Origin of the sequence: Streptococcus mitis (genome assembly GCF_047465045.1) — a bacterium.
Classification (GTDB): domain Bacteria; phylum Bacillota; class Bacilli; order Lactobacillales; family Streptococcaceae; genus Streptococcus; species Streptococcus mitis_DT.
Genome location: NZ_JASHAR010000014.1, coordinates 1 through 17,320, shown reverse-complemented (window position 1 = coordinate 17,320; position 17,320 = coordinate 1). Strand labels below are relative to the sequence as shown.

The following is a 17,320-nucleotide window of genomic DNA, read 5'->3' as shown; positions in this document are numbered from 1 at the left end:
CATTTCATGATAGAAATGTTCAAATTATCCCTTTTATTTATAAATATTTTTTAAGTTAACTTTAATTTGATTCGTAAGCGATCTGCTTGAGCTTTTCCAATCACCTTATCCAACAAACGGGTACGGAGACTCATAACTCCATAAACACCTCCACCCATGGCACCGACAAGGGCTACATATAGGAAACTCCACAAACGTCCACTTGGTTGGAAGACAAATCCCAGTACCCACTGGATAGCACCTACACTGATAAACATAACAAAAGTCAACAAACTGATTAAAATGGTTCGCTTCAAAATCACCTTGCGCTTGACACCTGTTACCTTACAAATATCCCGATACATCAAAACATTAGGAATAATGAGACCGATGGTTGTAGAAATCAAAGGTCCGTAACTGTGGAAGATAGCGATGGTTGGAAGTTGCAAGACCAGCTTGGCAATGGAACCATAGATAAAATAGAGAACTGCCTTGCGGTTGCGGAACATTGCCTGAAGCATTGGAGACAAGACCATGTACAAGCCTAAAATAGTAGACTGCAAAACTGCAAAGACAAACAAGCCCATAGCCAAACTATCTGGCTTGCCATAGAAGACAGTATAGAGAGGTTCTCCTACCATGACTACTCCAACCGTTGCTGGAAGCAGGAATAAGAAAAGCATGGTAATGCTGTCCTGAACGAGACGAGAAGCCGCCTTCAAGTCTCCCTTGACATAGTTTTCAGTCAAAAGTGGCAACCCTACACTCCCAATCGAAACCCCAACAGAAATCAAAATCATAGTGATTTTATTAGGATTGGCAGAGAAATAAGAAAACATGACAACCAAGTCTTCATTACTATAGTTGGTAAACCAACTCATACTATTGATAAAGGTCATCTGGTCCAAAATCTGGAAAAGCTGGATAGCAGACCCTGTCAGGATAAAAGGAATGGCTTCCTTAATGGTGTCGACTAAAAGACGCTTGCTGTTTATCTTATCTCCTGTTTCAAGGACTCTTTTGAGTAAACCTTCTTTGGCAAGGAAATAGATCAAAACTACAAAGCTGGCTACCATACCGACAAAGGCAGCAAAGGTGGATTGGGTAACCGCTGCTAGATAATCTCCTGAGCCCATTTTCATAATCATAAAGGTAGCTAAGAGCATCCAGATAACGCGAATGACCTGCTCAGCGATTTGGCTCATGGCATAAGGTTTCAGGTTATTCATCCCTTGGAAGAAGCCTCGGATAACACTCATAGATGGGAAAATCAAGACCGCCCAAGCCAAACTCTGCATGATTGGGATCAAGTCTTTCCCTACACCCGACAAGTCTGCTAGCCAAGGAGCAAAGACATACAAGACCAAAGCAAAGACCAGACCTAGTCCTGTCATAAAGCCTAAAAAGCTCCGAATCAAGGCAAAGCTATGCTCTTCTTCTCGCATGGTATTGTACTTGGCCACTTGCTTGGCAACCGCAACTGGAATACCCGCTGTTGAAATCAGCAAGAACCAGGCATAGATATTGTAGCCCATAGTAAAGAGACCATTTGCTGTAGCCGCATAAGAGCCCATCCAGATATACCAAGGGATGATATAAATGGCACCGAGTAGACGACTGATAAAGTTACTAGCCGTTAGCCAAGCAGTCCCCCGTAACATCTGGGCCTGCTGGTGATTGTTTTCGTTAGACATAGATTCCTCATTTAATTTTAATCACTAGGAAAAATTCCTCATCTTCCATTATAAACTTTTCCTTGTCACTTGTAAATTTACGACTTTCGGTTTACAATAGAAAGTATGATAAAGATTGAAACCGTATTAGATATTTTAAAGAAAGATGGTCTCTTCCGTGAGATTATCGACCAAGGACATTATCACTACAACTACAGCAAAGTTGTTTTTGATAGCATTAGTTACGACAGCCGAAAAGTAAAAGAAGACACTCTTTTTTTTGTAAAAGGTGCTGCCTTTAAGAAGGAATTTTTGATTTCTGCCATCTCTCAAGGCCTCGATTGGTATGTGGCTGAAAAGGACTACGAAGTCGGCATCCCTGTCATCATTGTGAACGATATAAAGAAAGCCATGAGTTTGATTGCCATGGAGTTCTATGGTAATCCACAAGAGAAACTAAAAATTCTCGCCTTCACAGGAACTAAGGGTAAGACAACAGCAGCTTACTTTGCTTACAACATCCTATCTCAACGCTACCCAACAGCTCTCTTGTCAACTATGAACACAACTCTGGATGGCAAGACCTTCTTTAAATCTTCCTTCTCGACGCCTGAAAATATCGATCTTTTCGACATGATGGCTCAGGCTGTTAAGAATGGTCGAACCCATCTTGTAATGGAAGTTTCTAGCCAAGCCTATCTTGTCCATCGAGTCTATGGTCTGACCTTTGATGTAGGAGTCTTTCTCAACATCACTCCAGACCATATCGGCCCGATTGAACACCCTAGCTTTGAAGACTACTTCTACCACAAGCGTCTCTTGATGAAAAATAGCCGAGCAGTCATCATTAACAGTGACATGGACCACTTCTCTGTACTAAAAGAACAGGTGGAAGATCAAGACCATGATTTCTACGGTAGCCAGTCTGATAACCAAATCGAGAATTCCAAAGCCTTTAGCTTTTCAGCTACGGGTAAACTCGCTGGAGATTATGATATTCAACTCATTGGCCACTTCAACCAAGAAAATGCCGTTGCTGCTGGACTTGCTTGCCTCCGTCTCGGAGCTAGTCTTGAGGATATCAAAAAAGGAATCGCTGCAACCCGCGTTCCTGGTCGTATGGAAGTCCTCACTCAGAAAAATGGAGCCAAGGTCTTCATCGACTATGCCCACAATGGGGACAGTCTGAAAAAACTAATCAAGGTTGTAGAGACTCATCAAACAGGAAAGATTGCTCTGGTGTTAGGTTCGACAGGAAATAAGGGAGAAAGTCGTCGTAAGGACTTTGGCCTCCTCCTCAATCAACACCCTGAGATTCAAGTCTTTTTGACTGCTGATGACCCCAACTATGAAGACCCAATGACCATTGCAAATGAAATTAGTAGCTACATCAATCATCCTGTTGAAAAAATTGCGGATCGCCAAGAAGCCATCAAGTCAGCTATGGCTATCACAAATCACGAATTAGATGCTGTCATTATTGCTGGTAAGGGAGCCGATTGCTACCAAATCGTCCAAGGCAAGAAAGAAGCCTATCCTGGAGATGCAGCTGTCGCAGAAAATTATTTATAAGATAGTAAAAAATCAAGGGAAATGGAACCCTTGATTTTTTCTATTTTTATTTAAAAGCGTTTTTCAAACCTTCAACGGCACCTTCTACAGCACCTTTAGCATCTTCAACTACTTCTTTTGCCTTAGCAACTGTCTTTTCTACAGCACCTTCTGCTTCAGTCTTACCATCCCCAGTAACTTTACCAAATCCTTCTTTGATAGCGCCTGTTGCTTGTTCCAATTTGTTTTCAAGTGACATATGATTGTCTCCTTTAGTTTTATTCCGATATGTGTTACCGGTTACATATAGTTTATACCGAATACTAAGGAAAGTCAAACAATGTGCTCAGAAACAAGAAATCAGTCCAAGTAAAAAGTTAATCTTTCCTTATCCAAATCGATAGCCAACTTATACTTTCCATCTTCATTTTGGACAATATAACCTAGGACAACTAAACTGTCCACAAAGATATCACGGCGTTTCTGCATAAGCTGGTCTTTTTTGAGAAATTTCAACAAAAAAGTCGTCATATATTTGAGAGCATACTCAGGATTGACATCTCCCAAAATGTCATAGAGATCCTGCTGTTTTTCTGTCAAAGGATACTGATGTTTGACCTTGTAGAAATAATTGGACAGGGTCATTTTTGATCTCGCAAAGTCCGTCTTTTCAACTAAAATAGCTGCATTGGTTTGATTTCGTAATTCCGTCTCAAAACTCTGCTCTAACAAGGCTTGATAGGCCGGACTATCTTCGCTGACAAAAATCTCTTGATCTAGTTCGAGACTATCGAGTGACTCCAGCATAGGAAGATTAAGGTAATAACGCTTATTTTCTCGTAGAATCAAACCTGCCTTTATATACTCTTCCATGAGTTTATCAACTGCAACATCTGGAAATTGAGTCTTAATTTCCCGTAGAATCACATCCTCATGCTGGTCCAGATAGCGGATCAATTCTCCAAAAAAAGGCTGTCTCGTCAAACGAGATGGATTAAAAATCTGAATCATGAAGATTCCTTTCTTTACATTCTAACAGAGGCGATGCTGCCAACTGACTAGGATTGGTCCCCGGCTGGTTCAAAGGAACAGGTAGGCCTAGTTCTCTGTAATACTCTCTCCAAAAATCACTAATCTCCTGCTCCCCATCCCCAAATTTCATGGGAATAGTTTCAAAAATGGGGAGGATTTCTTCCATATACTGAGAACAGTAAAAACCTTCTCCATCTGGATAGAAAGAAGCATTGTAGGGAGCTCCAAGATGTTTGCAAGCTCTTTCCTTCACAGACTGGATATCCATTTCTGGGTAAACATAGAGGTCGTACAAGTGATTGGACTCAAAGAAGTCTGCAGGTTCTTGACAGACAACACCAGCCTGTCCACTAGCATGGTAAATCATCCCATCCAAACAAATCGCAACATGGTTATAGTTGCCTGTGGAAATCTGGATGGCCTGTCCCATATCTGACTCATCTCTCACAAAAATCAAATCGCCATTTTCTAACATGCTTCACTCCTAGAAAAAAAGGAGCCGAAACTCCTTTCGATATAAGGCAAACTAGCCTGTTCTAATTTGAATTAACACTCAAAATCTTAAGCATTAAAGCTTTCAGTCAATTGAGGTACCACTTGTTTCTTACGTGAAACAGCACCAGCAAGGAAAGCATGGTTGTTTTCAAGTTTGAAGTTGAAAGCCGCTTCGACCTTATCCATATTAGCACCAAGAGCCAAGATTTCTGAGTTTGAGTTGACGATATCTGTAATCATCAAGACAAAGTCAGAGTAGCCATTTGCTGCGTTAGCAGCTTGCATTGCAGCTTCAATTTCTGCTTGACGTTCCAATACTTCAGCGATGTCAACTGTGTTTACTTGAGCAACACGGACATTATTTCCGTTCAATTCAAAAGTCTTAGCATCGATATCAATCAATTCTTCAGCAGATTTGCTAGCCAAGTTTGTACCAGCTTTCAACATAGCTAAACCATATTCTTCCAAGTTGACACCAGCCAATTCAGCTAATTCAGGAGCAATGACTGTATCTGTTGGGTGTGTTGTTGGTGATTTCAAAAGAAGGGTATCTGAAATCAAACCTGAAAGCATCAAACCAGCAATCTCTTTAGGAACAGCCACACCATGTTCTTTGAACATACGGTAAACGATTGAAGACGCTGAACCAACTGGCTCCAAACGCATGTAAAGTGGGCTTGCAGTTTCAAAGTTAGCCACACGGTGGTGGTCCACAACACCATAAACTTCTACTTCAGCGATATCTGATACAGATTGTTGGAATTCATTGTGGTCAGTCAGGATAACTTGCTCTGCTCCTTCCGCTTTAGCAGAAGTGATAACACGCGGTGCTTCTACACCAAAATAGTTCAAGACAAAGGCTGTTTCTTCATTTGGAGTTCCAAGGGCAACAGCTTCCGTATCCAAACCGTAAGCTTCTTTTGCAAGGTAGGCAAAGGCTACAGATGACCCGATGGCATCTGAGTCTGGATTTTGGTGACCAAATACTAGAATCTTAGACATGATAATACCTCATTTTGTTTATTCTCTTTATTGTAGCATTTTTTTCGCTTTTTGACAAAAGTAAGAGGAGTCAAAGGGCTCCTCACGATTCTTCAAAATAACTGATACTCTTCGAAAATCAAATTCAAACCACGTCAGCTTCGCCTTGCCGTACTCAAGTACTGTCTACGGCTAGCTTCCTAGTTTGCTCCTTGATTTTCATTGAGTATGAGTAAATTTCTATCTTGATTTTCAGATAAAAATCTTTCCTTCTGTGGCCTCTTCTTAAGCTTGAGAAGGGCTTCAGCCGACATGGCTTCTTCCTTACTGGCAAAACCTTGAGCATAGATGAGTTTGACTGGCAAGCGTGCCCGTGTGTATTTGGCTCCCTTCCCACTATTGTGGACAGCGAGGCGTCTTCTCACATCAGTCGTATAGCCTGTATAGTAGGATCCATCACGGCACTCCAGCACGTACATATAAGCCTTATGATCCATAATAAATCTCTTCGAGTTCCGGCGTATAGGAACCATCATCATTGTGGACAATGAGAGGTGGCAAGACCTTAAAGCCACTTGTCGAGCCATCCTTGATAGCCTCAATCAAAAGCATATTAGCTTCCTTTTCCTTTTTTGGATAGACAAATTGCAGGCGCTTAGGGGCTAGATTATGCCGTTGTAAGCTGTCCAAGATATCTAAAAGTCGATCAGGGCGATGAACCATGGCCAAGCGTCCATTGGACTTGAGAATACTCTGAGCACTACGACAGATTTCTTCCAAATTAGTCGTGATTTCGTGGCGAGCCAAGAGATAATGTTCACTCTCGTTCAGATTGGAATGAGGATCCACCTTGAAATAGGGTGGATTACACAAAATCATATCCACCTTACTCCCCTGTATATGAGAAGGCATATTTTTCAAATCATCACAGATGACCTGCATCTGCTCTTCTAAACCATTCAAACGGACAGAGCGCTCAGCCATATCTGCCAAACGCTCCTGAATCTCAACAGCCAAAATCTGTGCCTGAGTACGAGTGCTAGCAAAAAGCCCTACTGCTCCATTTCCAGCGCAAAAATCCACTATCAAGCCCTTCTTAGGAAAACGTGGAAAACGTGACAAGAGAACACTATCCACCGAATAGCTAAAAACCTCTCTATTTTGAATGATTTTGATATCTGTCGAAAAGAGCTGGTTAATGCGCTCCCCTGATTTTAATAATTGTTCTTCTTCCATGGTCCTATTATAGCAAATTCATATTAACATTACAAAAGATAGAAATTTCTAACTAGTGCTTCTGCTTCTTCAAATGTTGAAGGGCTTCCTTGGTCCAAATTGGCATCATTCGTTTAAGAGGCGCAAAGCCGTAGTTAAAACGGTCGCTTGAAAAGCGTCTCCGTCTCGGAAACTGGTGCTTTTCTTCCTCCAAAGTGCGGATAGAAAGACTAGCTTTCCCTGTAAATTCATCTAAATCCACTACTTGAACCTGAACCTCTTCATCGACTTTCAAGGCTTCTTGGATATTTTCAATAAAGCCTGTCCGAATCTCTGAAATGTGAATCAGCCCCGTATCACCCGTCTCTAGCTCAACAAAGGCACCGTAGGGCTGAATCCCTGTAATACGCCCCTTTAGCTTATCACCGATTTTCATCTTAGTCCTCGATTTCAATTGTTTCAATCACGACATCTTCAACTGGCTTGTCCATAGCTCCTGTCTCAACAGTAGCAATAGCGTCCAAGACAGCGTAAGAAGCTTCATCAGCTAGCTGACCAAAAACAGTATGACGGCGGTCTAGGTGAGGGGTTCCACCTTGGTTGGCATAGATCTCCGCAATCGGTTCTGGCCAACCACCACGAGCAATTTCTTTCTTAGAATATGGCAGGTGTTGATTTTGCACGATAAAGAACTGGCTACCGTTGGTATTTGGACCAGCATTGGCCATAGAAAGGGCACCACGGATATTGTAAAGTTCTTCTGAGAACTCATCCTCAAATGATTCACCGTAGATTGACTCGCCACCCATACCAGTTCCAGTTGGGTCTCCACCTTGAATCATAAAGTCCTTGATAATACGGTGGAAAATGACACCATCATAGTAGCCATCTTTTGAAAGAGCTACAAAGTTAGCCACTGTTTTAGGAGCATGTTCAGGGAAGAGCTTAATACGCAAGTCTCCGTGATTAGTCTTAATAGTCGCGATAGGACCTTCTACTGTTTCAATGTCTACTTGTGGGAAATGCAATTCTTTTTCTACCATACCAAATCCTTCTAAAGCATCAAAAATGCCATCTTCTTCTAATGTTTTTGTTATATAATCTGCTTTTTCTTTGATGTTATCATGAGAAATTCCCATTGCAACGCTGATTCCAGCATAATCAAAGAGTTCCAAGTCGTTGAGTCCATCTCCAAAAACCATGACGTTCTCTGGTTTCAAACCTAGGTGTTCCACAACCTTTTCCACCCCCGTCGCTTTGGAGCCTGAAATCGGCACAATATCAGACGAATGTTGATGCCAACGAACCATGCGAAGTTTATCAGAGAGACTGTCAGGCAAGTGCAAGTCATCTCCTTTATCTTCAAAAGTCCACATCTGATAGATATCTTCTTTTTCATGAAAATCAGGATCTACATCTAAATCTGGATAAATTGGATTGATAGCCTCACTAATCATATTGGTGCGAGTCGACAACTTGGCATCATGACTCCCAACCAAACCATACTCAATTCCCTCTTGCTTGGCCCAAGAGATATACTCCTCAACATCTGACTTCTCAATCTTATGTTGATAAATAACCTGACCTTTTTTATCTTCGATATAGGCTCCATTTAAGGTCACAAAAAAGTCAGGCTTGAGCTCACGAATCTCCGGAACGACACCAAAAATCCCTCGTCCAGAAGCAATACCTGTCAAAATTCCTTTCTCACGTAATTGCTTAAAAACAGTTGGGATTGAAGTCGGAATAAAACCAGTCTTAGAATTTCGCAAGGTATCATCAATATCAAAAAAGACAATCTTAATCTTTTTTGCCTTGTATCTTAATTTGGCATCCATCTCACTACCTCTTTCAATCTAACTCTTTCCATTATACCATAAAGTAGAGAAATCCCACATCTCCCCAATAAAATCCTTGTCTCTTATTCGAATTCCTTTACTAGATACAGAACCAAATCATCATTATTTTGGCAAGTTGCATTCATTTCCAAGGGTTGATTTCGATACCAGACACCTGTCCCATCTGGAATGTAGCCCCGTCTGATATACAATCTCTGGGCAGGGCCATAGCCTAAGTGCAAACCTACACCAAGAGTGACCTGGCTCGAAACAAACTTGACTCGTTTTTCTGCTTCTTCTAGCAGTTGATTCCCAATCCCTTGATTTCGAAAAGGCTCAAACACATTAAAATCTGATAATTCTGGATAGACTTCTGCAAAAGGACCATGTTTAGCAGAGGGCAAAATGGTAACGTAGCCCGCTACAGCACCATCAATCTCTGCAACTAAGACTTCTCTCTCCCCACTTTCCTGTTCCAGAAAATATCTAGCCAAAATTTCCTCTCTACCAGGCCAACCTTGATTCATAAATCCATGAGATAAGGATTCAATATCAGACTTAATCATATTTCTAATCGTGCAATTCATCTTTGACTTACCCACCTGTATTCTTTCTATTACCATTATAGCACGCCAAGGTCAGAAAAAAACTATCTCGTGAAAAAAAGACCCAACCGGGTCTTTTCTTTAATCTTCGTTTACGAAAGGCATCAAAGCCATTACGCGAGCGCGTTTGATAGCTGTTGTTACTTTACGTTGGTTTTTAGCTGAAGTTCCTGTTACACGACGAGGAAGGATTTTCCCACGTTCTGAAACGAAACGGCTAAGAAGCTCAGTATCTTTGTAATCAACATATTCAATTTTGTTTGCTGCGATGTAATCAACTTTTTTACGGCGTTTGAATCCGCCACGACGTTGTTGAGCCATGTTTTTTCTCCTTTATAATTTTAGTTGTCCATTAGAATGGTAAATCATCATCTGAAATATCCAATGGATTTGTTGCTCCAAATGGATTTTCATCACGTGAAAAGTCTGGTACTGAATTTGTAGGTGCTGAATAGTTTGCAGTTGGTGCAGAGTAAGCTCCACCTGTATGTCCCTCACGCACACTACGGCTTTCCAACATTTGGAAATTCTCAGCCACGACCTCTGTCACGTAGACACGTTGTCCTTGCTGGTTATCGTAACTACGAGTCTGGATACGACCTGTCACCCCAATAAGTGAGCCTTTTTTAGCCCAGTTAGCAAGGTTTTCAGCCTGTTGGCGCCACATAACGACATTGATAAAATCAGCCTCACGTTCGCCATTTTGACTCTTAAATGTACGGTTTACTGCAAGAGTAAAAGTCGCAACTGCTACATTTGATGGGGTATAACGCAACTCAGCATCACGTGTCATACGCCCTACAAGTACAACATTGTTAATCATAGTTTACCTTCTTACGCGTCAGTTTTGACGATCATGTGACGAAGAATGTCAGCGTTGATTTTTGAAAGACGGTCAAACTCTTTAAGAGCTGCGTCGTCGTTTGCTTCAACGTTAACGATGTGGTAAAGTCCTTCACGGAAATCTTGGATTTCGTATGCAAGACGACGTTTTTCCCAAGATTTTGATTCAACAACAGTTGCACCGTTGTCAGTCAAAATAGAGTCAAAACGTGCTACCAAAGCGTTTTTAGCTTCTTCTTCAATGTTTGGACGAATGATATAAAGAATTTCGTATTTAGCCATTGATATGTTCCTCCTTTTGGTCTAATGACCCCAAGACTTTGCAAGGGGTAAGTGAGGTTCGCTCACAATAAACTATTATACTAGAAAAAAATTTTTTACGCAAGTAAAAACACCGAAATAAAAAAAGAGTCTGGGACAAAAGTCTAACCTTAGATATAAAAAGCGAACAAAACGAGTTACCTGACACTCAGAATTCTGTCTTGTTCGCTTTTTTGTCTAATCAATCGATTTTAAAATTTATAATAAAGAATTCCGAAAATCAAAATCTTTTTGTCCCAGCCTCTTAAAAAATACGGCTCTATAGATAGAGATATAATATTTTTAGTAATTAGCACCCTTTAGGAATTATGGAGCCGTTTTACTGATTCTTACCAAAGACATCTCGATAGAGCATTCCTGTTCGTAAACTCTCTGCGTCTCCTCCTAGTTGCTCCACCAACTCGTAGGCAAAGGCAAGGGCTGTTGAAGGGCCCCGACTGGTTGTCAAATGACCATCTACCACTACTGTTTCCTTGACGTATTGACCATCAAGGATTTGCTCTTGAACGCCATCATAGCAAGTGTACTGCTTGTTTTTTAATACTCCTGCTTGATTGAGGGCAATTGGAGCCGCACAAATGGCTGCCAGTTTCTTCCCTTCTTGCTCGAAGCGTTGTAATTCTTGAACCAAGGCCTGATTGTCCCGCAAATGTGCAGAACCAAGCATGCCGCCAGGAAGGACAACCATGTCATAGTGTGATAAATCACCATCAAAGACACGATCTGCTCTGACTTGGATTGCATGCGAACCTGTCACTTGCTCTTCAAAACCAACCATATCACAAGTGATATTGGCACGACGCAAGACATCTACTACTGTCAAAGCTTCAATTTCTTCAAAGCCCTGAGCTAACATAACTGCTACTTTAACCATGATTTTCTCCTTATTTGATTCGTTTTAATACAACCTTTTTCCGTTTGAATGGGATTTTTCCGCTCTTTTCTTCAGCTAGATTGGTCTGGTAACTCATCGATAAAAGCAAGCCAACACCGATCAAATTACTGATAATAGCCGATCCCCCTTGTGAAATGAAAGGCAGTGGAATCCCGGTCAAAGGAAGCAAGCCCGTCACAGCACCGATATTTTCAAAGATGTGGAAGAGCAACATCATAATCAAGCCAGTGGAAATATAGGTATAGAACTGGTTATTTGATTTGAGAGTAATCTTCAACATACGGTAAATGAGCATGAGATAAAGAGCAATAACAAGGACAGAGCCAATAAAGCCAAAATCTTCTGCGATAACCGTGAAAATCATATCCGACTCTCGAACTGGAATAAGCAGATTCGAAGCATTAAACCCTTGACCAAATAAGCCACCGCTCCCAATAGCAATTTGTCCTTGAGCTTGTTGGTAAGTGGTTGTTTGAGCAAAGTCAAATGGATTAAGCCAAGCCAAGATACGATTGATTTGGTAGGTCGGCATCCCCAGTTGATGGAGAAAAGCACGGCCGTCCTTGCTGATAAAAATAGCTAAGAAACCAGCAATCCCCGTTACAGCAGTCACAAATACTGGGATAATAATTTTCCAAGAAACTCCTGATAGCAAGACGATTCCTGAGAAAATAGCCACAAAAACCAAGGCCGTCCCCAAGTCACTTTGAAGTGCCAAAAGAACTAGGACTGGAATAGTAAAGAGAATCATCCAGAAAATCAATAAGAAGTCCAGCGGAACTGTGCGTCTCCATTCCTTATGTTTTTTGGTAAATTGGACAATGACACGAGCCAGCATGAGGATATAAGATATCTTCATAAATTCTGACGGCTGGAATAGGGTAATTCCATTTACTGAAATCCAGTTTTTAGCACCCGTGGATGCAACTAAGCTCGGATTATAAAAGACAATAGGCAGAACCATGAGTACCAAGCCTAAAATATATAGAAAAGGGGTCACTTTCCAAAGAAATTCTGTATTGAAGAGCATGACCACAAAACCAATCACAAGCCCCAAGGCAATCCATGCGACCTGCTGCCCTAAAATGGGTAAAATATTGTTTGGATAATCATGACTAACAGCTATATAGATAGCCACCACGCCAATAACCAGTAGGAAAAATACTGGCAGGAGTAAACTATAATCGACTCTAGAGTCGAGAGAACGTTTCATATATATTAACCTTATACTTTCATACTAAACTATTTATCAAAGTTCACTTAAAAATCTATCAATAGTCTTATTAACTGCAGATTGAGCGATCGTTGTAACGCTCGCTTCTTTTGCTAGAGAAGTCACAATTTGTTTACCATATCTCTTCCCCACAATTCTCCTATCCAGAATGAGGGTTAAGGAACGTTGGTGTTCACGTCTCATACTTCTTCCCAAAGCCTGCTTTAAACGAATAATAGCCATCGGCAATTGATAATCATAAAAGGCATTTTTCCCTTCTTGAATTAGTTCCTGATTGATCTTTTTCGTCAAGGGCTCTTGGGGATTTTGGAAAGGAAGTCTTGGTACAACTTGAATTACAAAAGGATGACTTGAAAAATCAACTCCCTCCCAGAAACTTGCTGCACCAAGCAGGATTTGTTGTTCACCTTTTTCAAAACGTTTTTTCAGTTGATGAACATCACCATTTTTATACTGGGCCAAGTGACTTACAGGAAGCAAATCTGAAACTTCTAGAAGCATATCTGTAGCAGTAAAGAGAACCAAAATCGGTTGTTGGAAGGCTTGAACTTTCATCAGCAAATCAGCTACCTCTTTGGCATAGACTTCTAAGGAAGTTTCTGTTACTAGAGGAAAATCTTTGACCAAGACCACTTCTTGATCCTGTTTTTTATGAGCTTCAATCTTGACAAATTTGGCTTCAGGGTAACCTAAAAGGTCTGCCAAAGAAACCCTCTGACTAATCTCAAGAGTAGCCGACACTCCCAAGACTTGACATGAATTTGGCACTAAGGAAGATAGAAGGATTCGGCCTGATTTTGTAGAAGAAATCTGAATTTTCTTTTGACTCGTTTCAGTTGCTTCAAGCCAGTAGTCACCTTCAGCCGTAAAATAGCGAACCAGTTCCTCAAAGCCCTCTACTTTTAATTCTGAAAAATACTGGTGGAGATTGGCAAGAGAATCCAAGATATTTTTCCTAGATTTGCCAGACTGAAATTGTTCTATCAAGTAGAGACATTCAAAGCGAATACTTTCTAGTATTCGTTGCTGAATCCTGTTTTCTTCTCCTACTAAAGCCTTATCAAGCAAATCAATAATAGACTGGATATCGTAGGTCTCTTGAAGCAGATTTTCTAGAGCCAACAAAACTTTTTGGACTTCATCAATAATCAGTAAACGGTCGCTGACAAATTCAGGATTATCTTCAAGTCTGGTTACAAGATAGGCATGATTAGTCACTAAAAGTTTGCAAGCCTCTGCTCTTTCCTGACTACGTTTCCAGAAATCTTCCGTCATAAATAAGCTCTTGGATGATAAATTCCCATCATGACGAAGATCTCTTAGAAAATGTTGGTAACGATAAAGTTGCCCGATTTCATCCAAATCCCCTGCTTCTGTCTCTGTCAACCAGACCAAGAGTTGCATTTTAAAGCGTCTAAATAAGCGATTTTCATCATTTTCCTGCAAGGAACGATAAAAGGCATCCAACTTCAGGTAATTTTGTGGTCCCTTTAAAGAATGAATATCTGTATGGAATACTTCCTTGAGACGTTTACCTTCTTCTTCCATGATTTGATTTTGAAGAATCTTTGTCGGAACACTAAGGACAATCTGACGATTTTTCACTTGGGACAAAGCGGGTAAGAGATAGCCATAGGTTTTCCCAATTCCAGTCGGCGCTTGAATTAATGATACTGGCTCATCCTTCAGTAGCAAACCAACCTCTTTAGCAAAACGTTCTTGCTCCTCCCTCACTTCAAGATTTAACAGAGAAATATTCTTAGAAAAATCTTGAGATAATTTTCGTGGCTCATTGGGAGCTGCAGGTTTCTTGAAATATAGCCCTTGAACTTCGACCAAGTCAGAAGAAGTCAGGATAGATTGGCTGCGATAAATTTCTTCAATAACCAAGTAGGACTCATATAGGAGAGCGTCAGCCATTTCCAGCAAGCGTTCCAAGAGTCCTTTAGGAAGTTGGGCCATCTTTTCTCGTAGAAAAAGTAGTAATTCAGCAGTCGCTTGGGCATCTGAAAGGGCTGTGTGAGCGTGTTTTAGAGGAATTCCTAATTCCTGACACAAAATCGGCAAACTATATTTTTCCAGTTCAGGGAAAAAGACTTGGGCCAATTCGACCGTGTCAACACGAGGATTTCTTAGTTCATAGCCTTCAAAAAATAAATTTTCCGCCAAGAGATTGGCATCAAACTGAACATTATGGGCTACAAAAATCCCATCCTCCACCAAGTCAAAGATTTTTCTGGCAACTTGCGAAAAATCAGGTGCTTGCGCCAGACGTTGGTCTGTCAGTCCTGTCAGTTCTTTGATATGAGCATCCAAGGGTTCATGGGGATTGACATCCGTCGTATAGTGATCGACGATTTTCCCATCCTCAATCACAACAATTCCCACTTGGATAATTTTAGCCTTACTACCTGTGCTAGTTGCCTCTAAATCCACCACAACATAGCGATTACCAATCGTTTTCATTATAAAAAATTATACCAAAAAAAGGGCCATTTGGCACCCCTCAACTTCGATAGAAAAATCACTTTGCTTGAAAAAATTTTTATCATCAATAAGGATACACTCAAGGAAATTATCGCTAAACTGGACTACGATTCCCCATCTTGCCCTGATTGCAGAAGTCAAATGAAGAAATATGACTTTCAAAAGACTTCTAAAATTCCTTACCTCGAAACAACTGGTATGCCTACCAGAATTCTTCTTAAAAAGCGTCGTTTTAAGTGCTATCATTGCTCGAAAATGACGGTCGCTGAGACTTCTATCGTCAAGAAAAATCACCAAATTCCTCGTATTATCAACCAAAAGATTGCTCAAAAGTTGATTGAAAAGACTTCTATGACTGATATTGCCCATCAGCTATCCATTTCAACTTCAACTGTCATTCGTAAGCTCAATGACTTTCACTTTAAGCATGATTTTTCTCGTCTTCCAGAGATTATGTCTTGGGACGAGTACACCTTTACCAAGGGAAAGATGAGCTTTATTGCACAAGATTTTGACAAGCTCAATATCATCACCCTTCTTGAAGGAAGAACACAAGCTATCATCCGCAATCACTTTCTTCGCTACGATAGAGCTGTTCGCTATCAGGTGAAAATCATTACTATGGATATGTTTAGTCCTTACTATGCCTTAGCTAAACAGCTTTTTTCATATGCTAAAATCGTTCTAGATCGCTTTCACATTATCCAACATATCAGCCGTGCTATGAGTCGTGTCCGTGTCCAAATCATGCATCAATTCGATAGAAAATCCCATCAATACAAGGCTATCAAACGCTACTGGAAGCTCATTCAACAAGATAGTCGTAAACTCAGCGATAAACGATTTTATCGCCCTACTTTTCGTATGCACTTAACGAATAAAGAGATTCTAGACAAACTTTTGAGCTATTCAGAAGACTTGAGACACCACTATAATCTCTATCAGCTTTTACTTTTTCACTTTCAGAACAAGGAGCCAGACAAATTTTTCGGACTCATTGAGGGCAATCTTAAACAGGTTCATCCTCTTTTTCAGACTGTTTTTAAAACCTTCCTCAAGGATAAAGAAAAGATTGTCAACGCCCTTCAACTACCTTATTCTAATGCCAAATTAGAAGCGACTAATAATCTCATCAAACTTATCAAGCGAAATGCCTTTGGTTTTCGGAACTTTGAAAACTTCAAAAAACGGATTTTTATCGCTCTGAATATCAAAAAAGAAAGGACAAATTTCGTCCTTTCTAGATCTTAGCTTTTCTTCAACCCACTACAGTTGACAAAGAGCCAAAAAAAGAAGATGACGAATCATCTTCTTAAAAACTATGAGTTTTTAGTCTTCTTTTTTCTTGCGAGAAAGAAGTCCAAATCCACCTAGGGCTCCAAGAAGTCCAAGTGCTGCGAGGCTAGCGTTAGCTTCTGTACCTGTGTTAGGCAATTCTTTAGCCACTGTATTCACATTAGCTGTTTCAGCGTTATTAATTCTATTATTTCCTCCATTATATGATGGAACATAAGGAATTTCTTTAAAGATATCTTTAGCTAAAACTGTATATGCTTTACCATTATTCAAAATGACCGTTGCATTTCCTTTATCATCGAAGATTACTTCTGCTACATCTGGGTTAGCTGCCATAATTTTGGCTTTAGCTCCCGCTTTATCCGCGTCTGTTAAATTATCCAAATTAGCTACAAGTTGTTTTTCAAAATCAAGATTAAGATTTTCACCATTGTTTTTAGTAGCTACATCTGCTTCATCTTTAACTAATTGTTCAGCTGAAATTGTTGCTGTTTTTCCGTCTACTGTGGTTACTGTCGCGTTACCCTTTTCATCTACAACAACTGTTGAGCCTGGATTTACAGCTTCCACAGCAATCTTAATCTTAGCAATTTCTTCTGGAGTTAAGTTATTCTTATCTGCTACCAAGGTACGTGTAGCTGGAATATTCACACCATTTTGCTCAGATAGGTCTGCAAGTTTTTCTGTTGGAATAACTAGTTTAGAAGCAGGAATAACCGCTGTCTTACCTGACGGTGTTGTAACAGTCGCATTACCTTTGTCATCAACTACCACCGTAGCACCTGGGTTTACTGCTGATACTGCTTTCTTAACTGCTTCTTTTTCTGCGTCAGTTAAAGCATCTTTATTAGCAACTGCTGTTTTAATCGCCGGTG

19 protein-coding genes are annotated in these 17,320 nt (G+C 40.5%); 2 read left to right on the top strand and 17 right to left on the bottom strand.

Annotation, left to right across the window (positions count from 1 at the left end):
• Window positions 1–50: 50 nt before the first annotated feature.
• Window positions 51–1,673, bottom strand: a complete 1,623-nt coding sequence (locus QM409_RS07815; RefSeq protein WP_261082194.1) for a polysaccharide biosynthesis protein — start codon at window positions 1,671–1,673, stop codon at window positions 51–53.
• Between the two features lie 105 nt (window positions 1,674–1,778).
• Between QM409_RS07815 and QM409_RS07810 the strand changes: the two genes are divergently transcribed.
• Entirely contained in the window at window positions 1,779–3,224 is a 1,446-nt protein-coding gene (locus QM409_RS07810) for a UDP-N-acetylmuramoyl-L-alanyl-D-glutamate--L-lysine ligase (protein ID WP_414305455.1), read from the top strand.
• Window positions 3,225–3,270: 46 nt separating this feature from the next.
• On the opposite strand, the gene QM409_RS07805 is transcribed toward QM409_RS07810, so the two are convergent.
• The 15 genes from QM409_RS07805 to QM409_RS07735 form a co-directional block, all read right to left on the bottom strand.
• The gene (locus QM409_RS07805) at window positions 3,271–3,462 is read right to left on the bottom strand and encodes a CsbD family protein (protein ID WP_000051182.1); all 192 of its coding nucleotides are present in this window, start codon (window positions 3,460–3,462) and stop codon (window positions 3,271–3,273) included.
• Between the two features lie 101 nt (window positions 3,463–3,563).
• Window positions 3,564–4,214 carry a DUF1803 domain-containing protein gene (locus QM409_RS07800; protein WP_414305454.1) on the bottom strand — a complete coding sequence of 217 codons (651 nt, stop codon included), beginning with the start codon at window positions 4,212–4,214 and terminating at the stop codon, window positions 3,564–3,566.
• Window positions 4,198–4,710 carry a YiiX/YebB-like N1pC/P60 family cysteine hydrolase gene (locus QM409_RS07795; RefSeq protein WP_414305453.1) on the bottom strand — a complete coding sequence of 171 codons (513 nt, stop codon included), beginning with the start codon at window positions 4,708–4,710 and terminating at the stop codon, window positions 4,198–4,200. The genes QM409_RS07800 and QM409_RS07795 overlap by 17 nt, the downstream gene beginning before the upstream one ends.
• 86 nt (window positions 4,711–4,796) lie before the next feature.
• Entirely contained in the window at window positions 4,797–5,732 is a 936-nt protein-coding gene (locus QM409_RS07790) for a manganese-dependent inorganic pyrophosphatase (RefSeq protein ID WP_049516428.1), read from the bottom strand.
• Window positions 5,733–5,911: 179 nt separating this feature from the next.
• Complete coding sequence (locus QM409_RS07785; RefSeq protein ID WP_033685375.1) at window positions 5,912–6,208, bottom strand: GIY-YIG nuclease family protein; 297 nt, start codon at window positions 6,206–6,208, stop codon at window positions 5,912–5,914.
• On the bottom strand, window positions 6,198–6,947 hold the full coding sequence (locus QM409_RS07780) for a tRNA1(Val) (adenine(37)-N6)-methyltransferase (protein ID WP_261084108.1): 750 nt from the start codon (window positions 6,945–6,947) through the stop codon (window positions 6,198–6,200). The genes QM409_RS07785 and QM409_RS07780 overlap by 11 nt, the downstream gene beginning before the upstream one ends.
• A gap of 52 nt (window positions 6,948–6,999) precedes the next feature.
• Entirely contained in the window at window positions 7,000–7,362 is a 363-nt protein-coding gene (locus QM409_RS07775) for a S1 RNA-binding domain-containing protein (RefSeq protein WP_000689604.1), read from the bottom strand.
• A gap of 1 nt (window position 7,363) precedes the next feature.
• Window positions 7,364–8,764 carry a bifunctional Cof-type HAD-IIB family hydrolase/peptidylprolyl isomerase gene (locus QM409_RS07770; protein WP_414305452.1) on the bottom strand — a complete coding sequence of 467 codons (1,401 nt, stop codon included), beginning with the start codon at window positions 8,762–8,764 and terminating at the stop codon, window positions 7,364–7,366.
• Between the two features lie 83 nt (window positions 8,765–8,847).
• Window positions 8,848–9,351 (bottom strand): GNAT family N-acetyltransferase, encoded by a 504-nt coding sequence (locus QM409_RS07765; RefSeq protein WP_125443716.1) that lies wholly within the window; start codon window positions 9,349–9,351, stop codon window positions 8,848–8,850.
• A 99-nt stretch (window positions 9,352–9,450) separates the two neighbouring features.
• On the bottom strand, window positions 9,451–9,690 hold the full coding sequence (rpsR, locus tag QM409_RS07760) for a 30S ribosomal protein S18 (protein ID WP_000068664.1): 240 nt from the start codon (window positions 9,688–9,690) through the stop codon (window positions 9,451–9,453).
• 31 nt (window positions 9,691–9,721) lie between these two features.
• Window positions 9,722–10,192, bottom strand: coding sequence for a single-stranded DNA-binding protein SsbA (gene ssbA / locus QM409_RS07755; protein WP_000609606.1), 471 nt, complete (start codon window positions 10,190–10,192; stop codon window positions 9,722–9,724).
• 11 nt (window positions 10,193–10,203) lie between these two features.
• On the bottom strand, window positions 10,204–10,494 hold the full coding sequence (rpsF, locus tag QM409_RS07750; protein WP_070529093.1) for a 30S ribosomal protein S6: 291 nt from the start codon (window positions 10,492–10,494) through the stop codon (window positions 10,204–10,206).
• A 358-nt stretch (window positions 10,495–10,852) separates the two neighbouring features.
• On the bottom strand, window positions 10,853–11,407 hold the full coding sequence (locus QM409_RS07745) for a DJ-1 family glyoxalase III (protein WP_414305451.1): 555 nt from the start codon (window positions 11,405–11,407) through the stop codon (window positions 10,853–10,855).
• A 10-nt stretch (window positions 11,408–11,417) separates the two neighbouring features.
• The gene (locus tag QM409_RS07740; RefSeq protein WP_414305450.1) at window positions 11,418–12,641 is read right to left on the bottom strand and encodes an FtsW/RodA/SpoVE family cell cycle protein; all 1,224 of its coding nucleotides are present in this window, start codon (window positions 12,639–12,641) and stop codon (window positions 11,418–11,420) included.
• A 36-nt stretch (window positions 12,642–12,677) separates the two neighbouring features.
• Entirely contained in the window at window positions 12,678–15,128 is a 2,451-nt protein-coding gene (locus tag QM409_RS07735; RefSeq protein WP_414305449.1) for a bifunctional DnaQ family exonuclease/ATP-dependent helicase, read from the bottom strand.
• Window positions 15,129–15,185: 57 nt separating this feature from the next.
• Between QM409_RS07735 and QM409_RS07730 the strand changes: the two genes are divergently transcribed.
• Complete coding sequence (locus QM409_RS07730) at window positions 15,186–16,400, top strand: ISL3 family transposase (RefSeq protein WP_414305470.1); 1,215 nt, start codon at window positions 15,186–15,188, stop codon at window positions 16,398–16,400.
• Between the two features lie 78 nt (window positions 16,401–16,478).
• On the opposite strand, the gene QM409_RS07725 is transcribed toward QM409_RS07730, so the two are convergent.
• A partial coding sequence (locus tag QM409_RS07725; RefSeq protein WP_414310497.1) for an LPXTG cell wall anchor domain-containing protein occupies window positions 16,479–17,320 on the bottom strand: 842 nt, incomplete at its 5' end.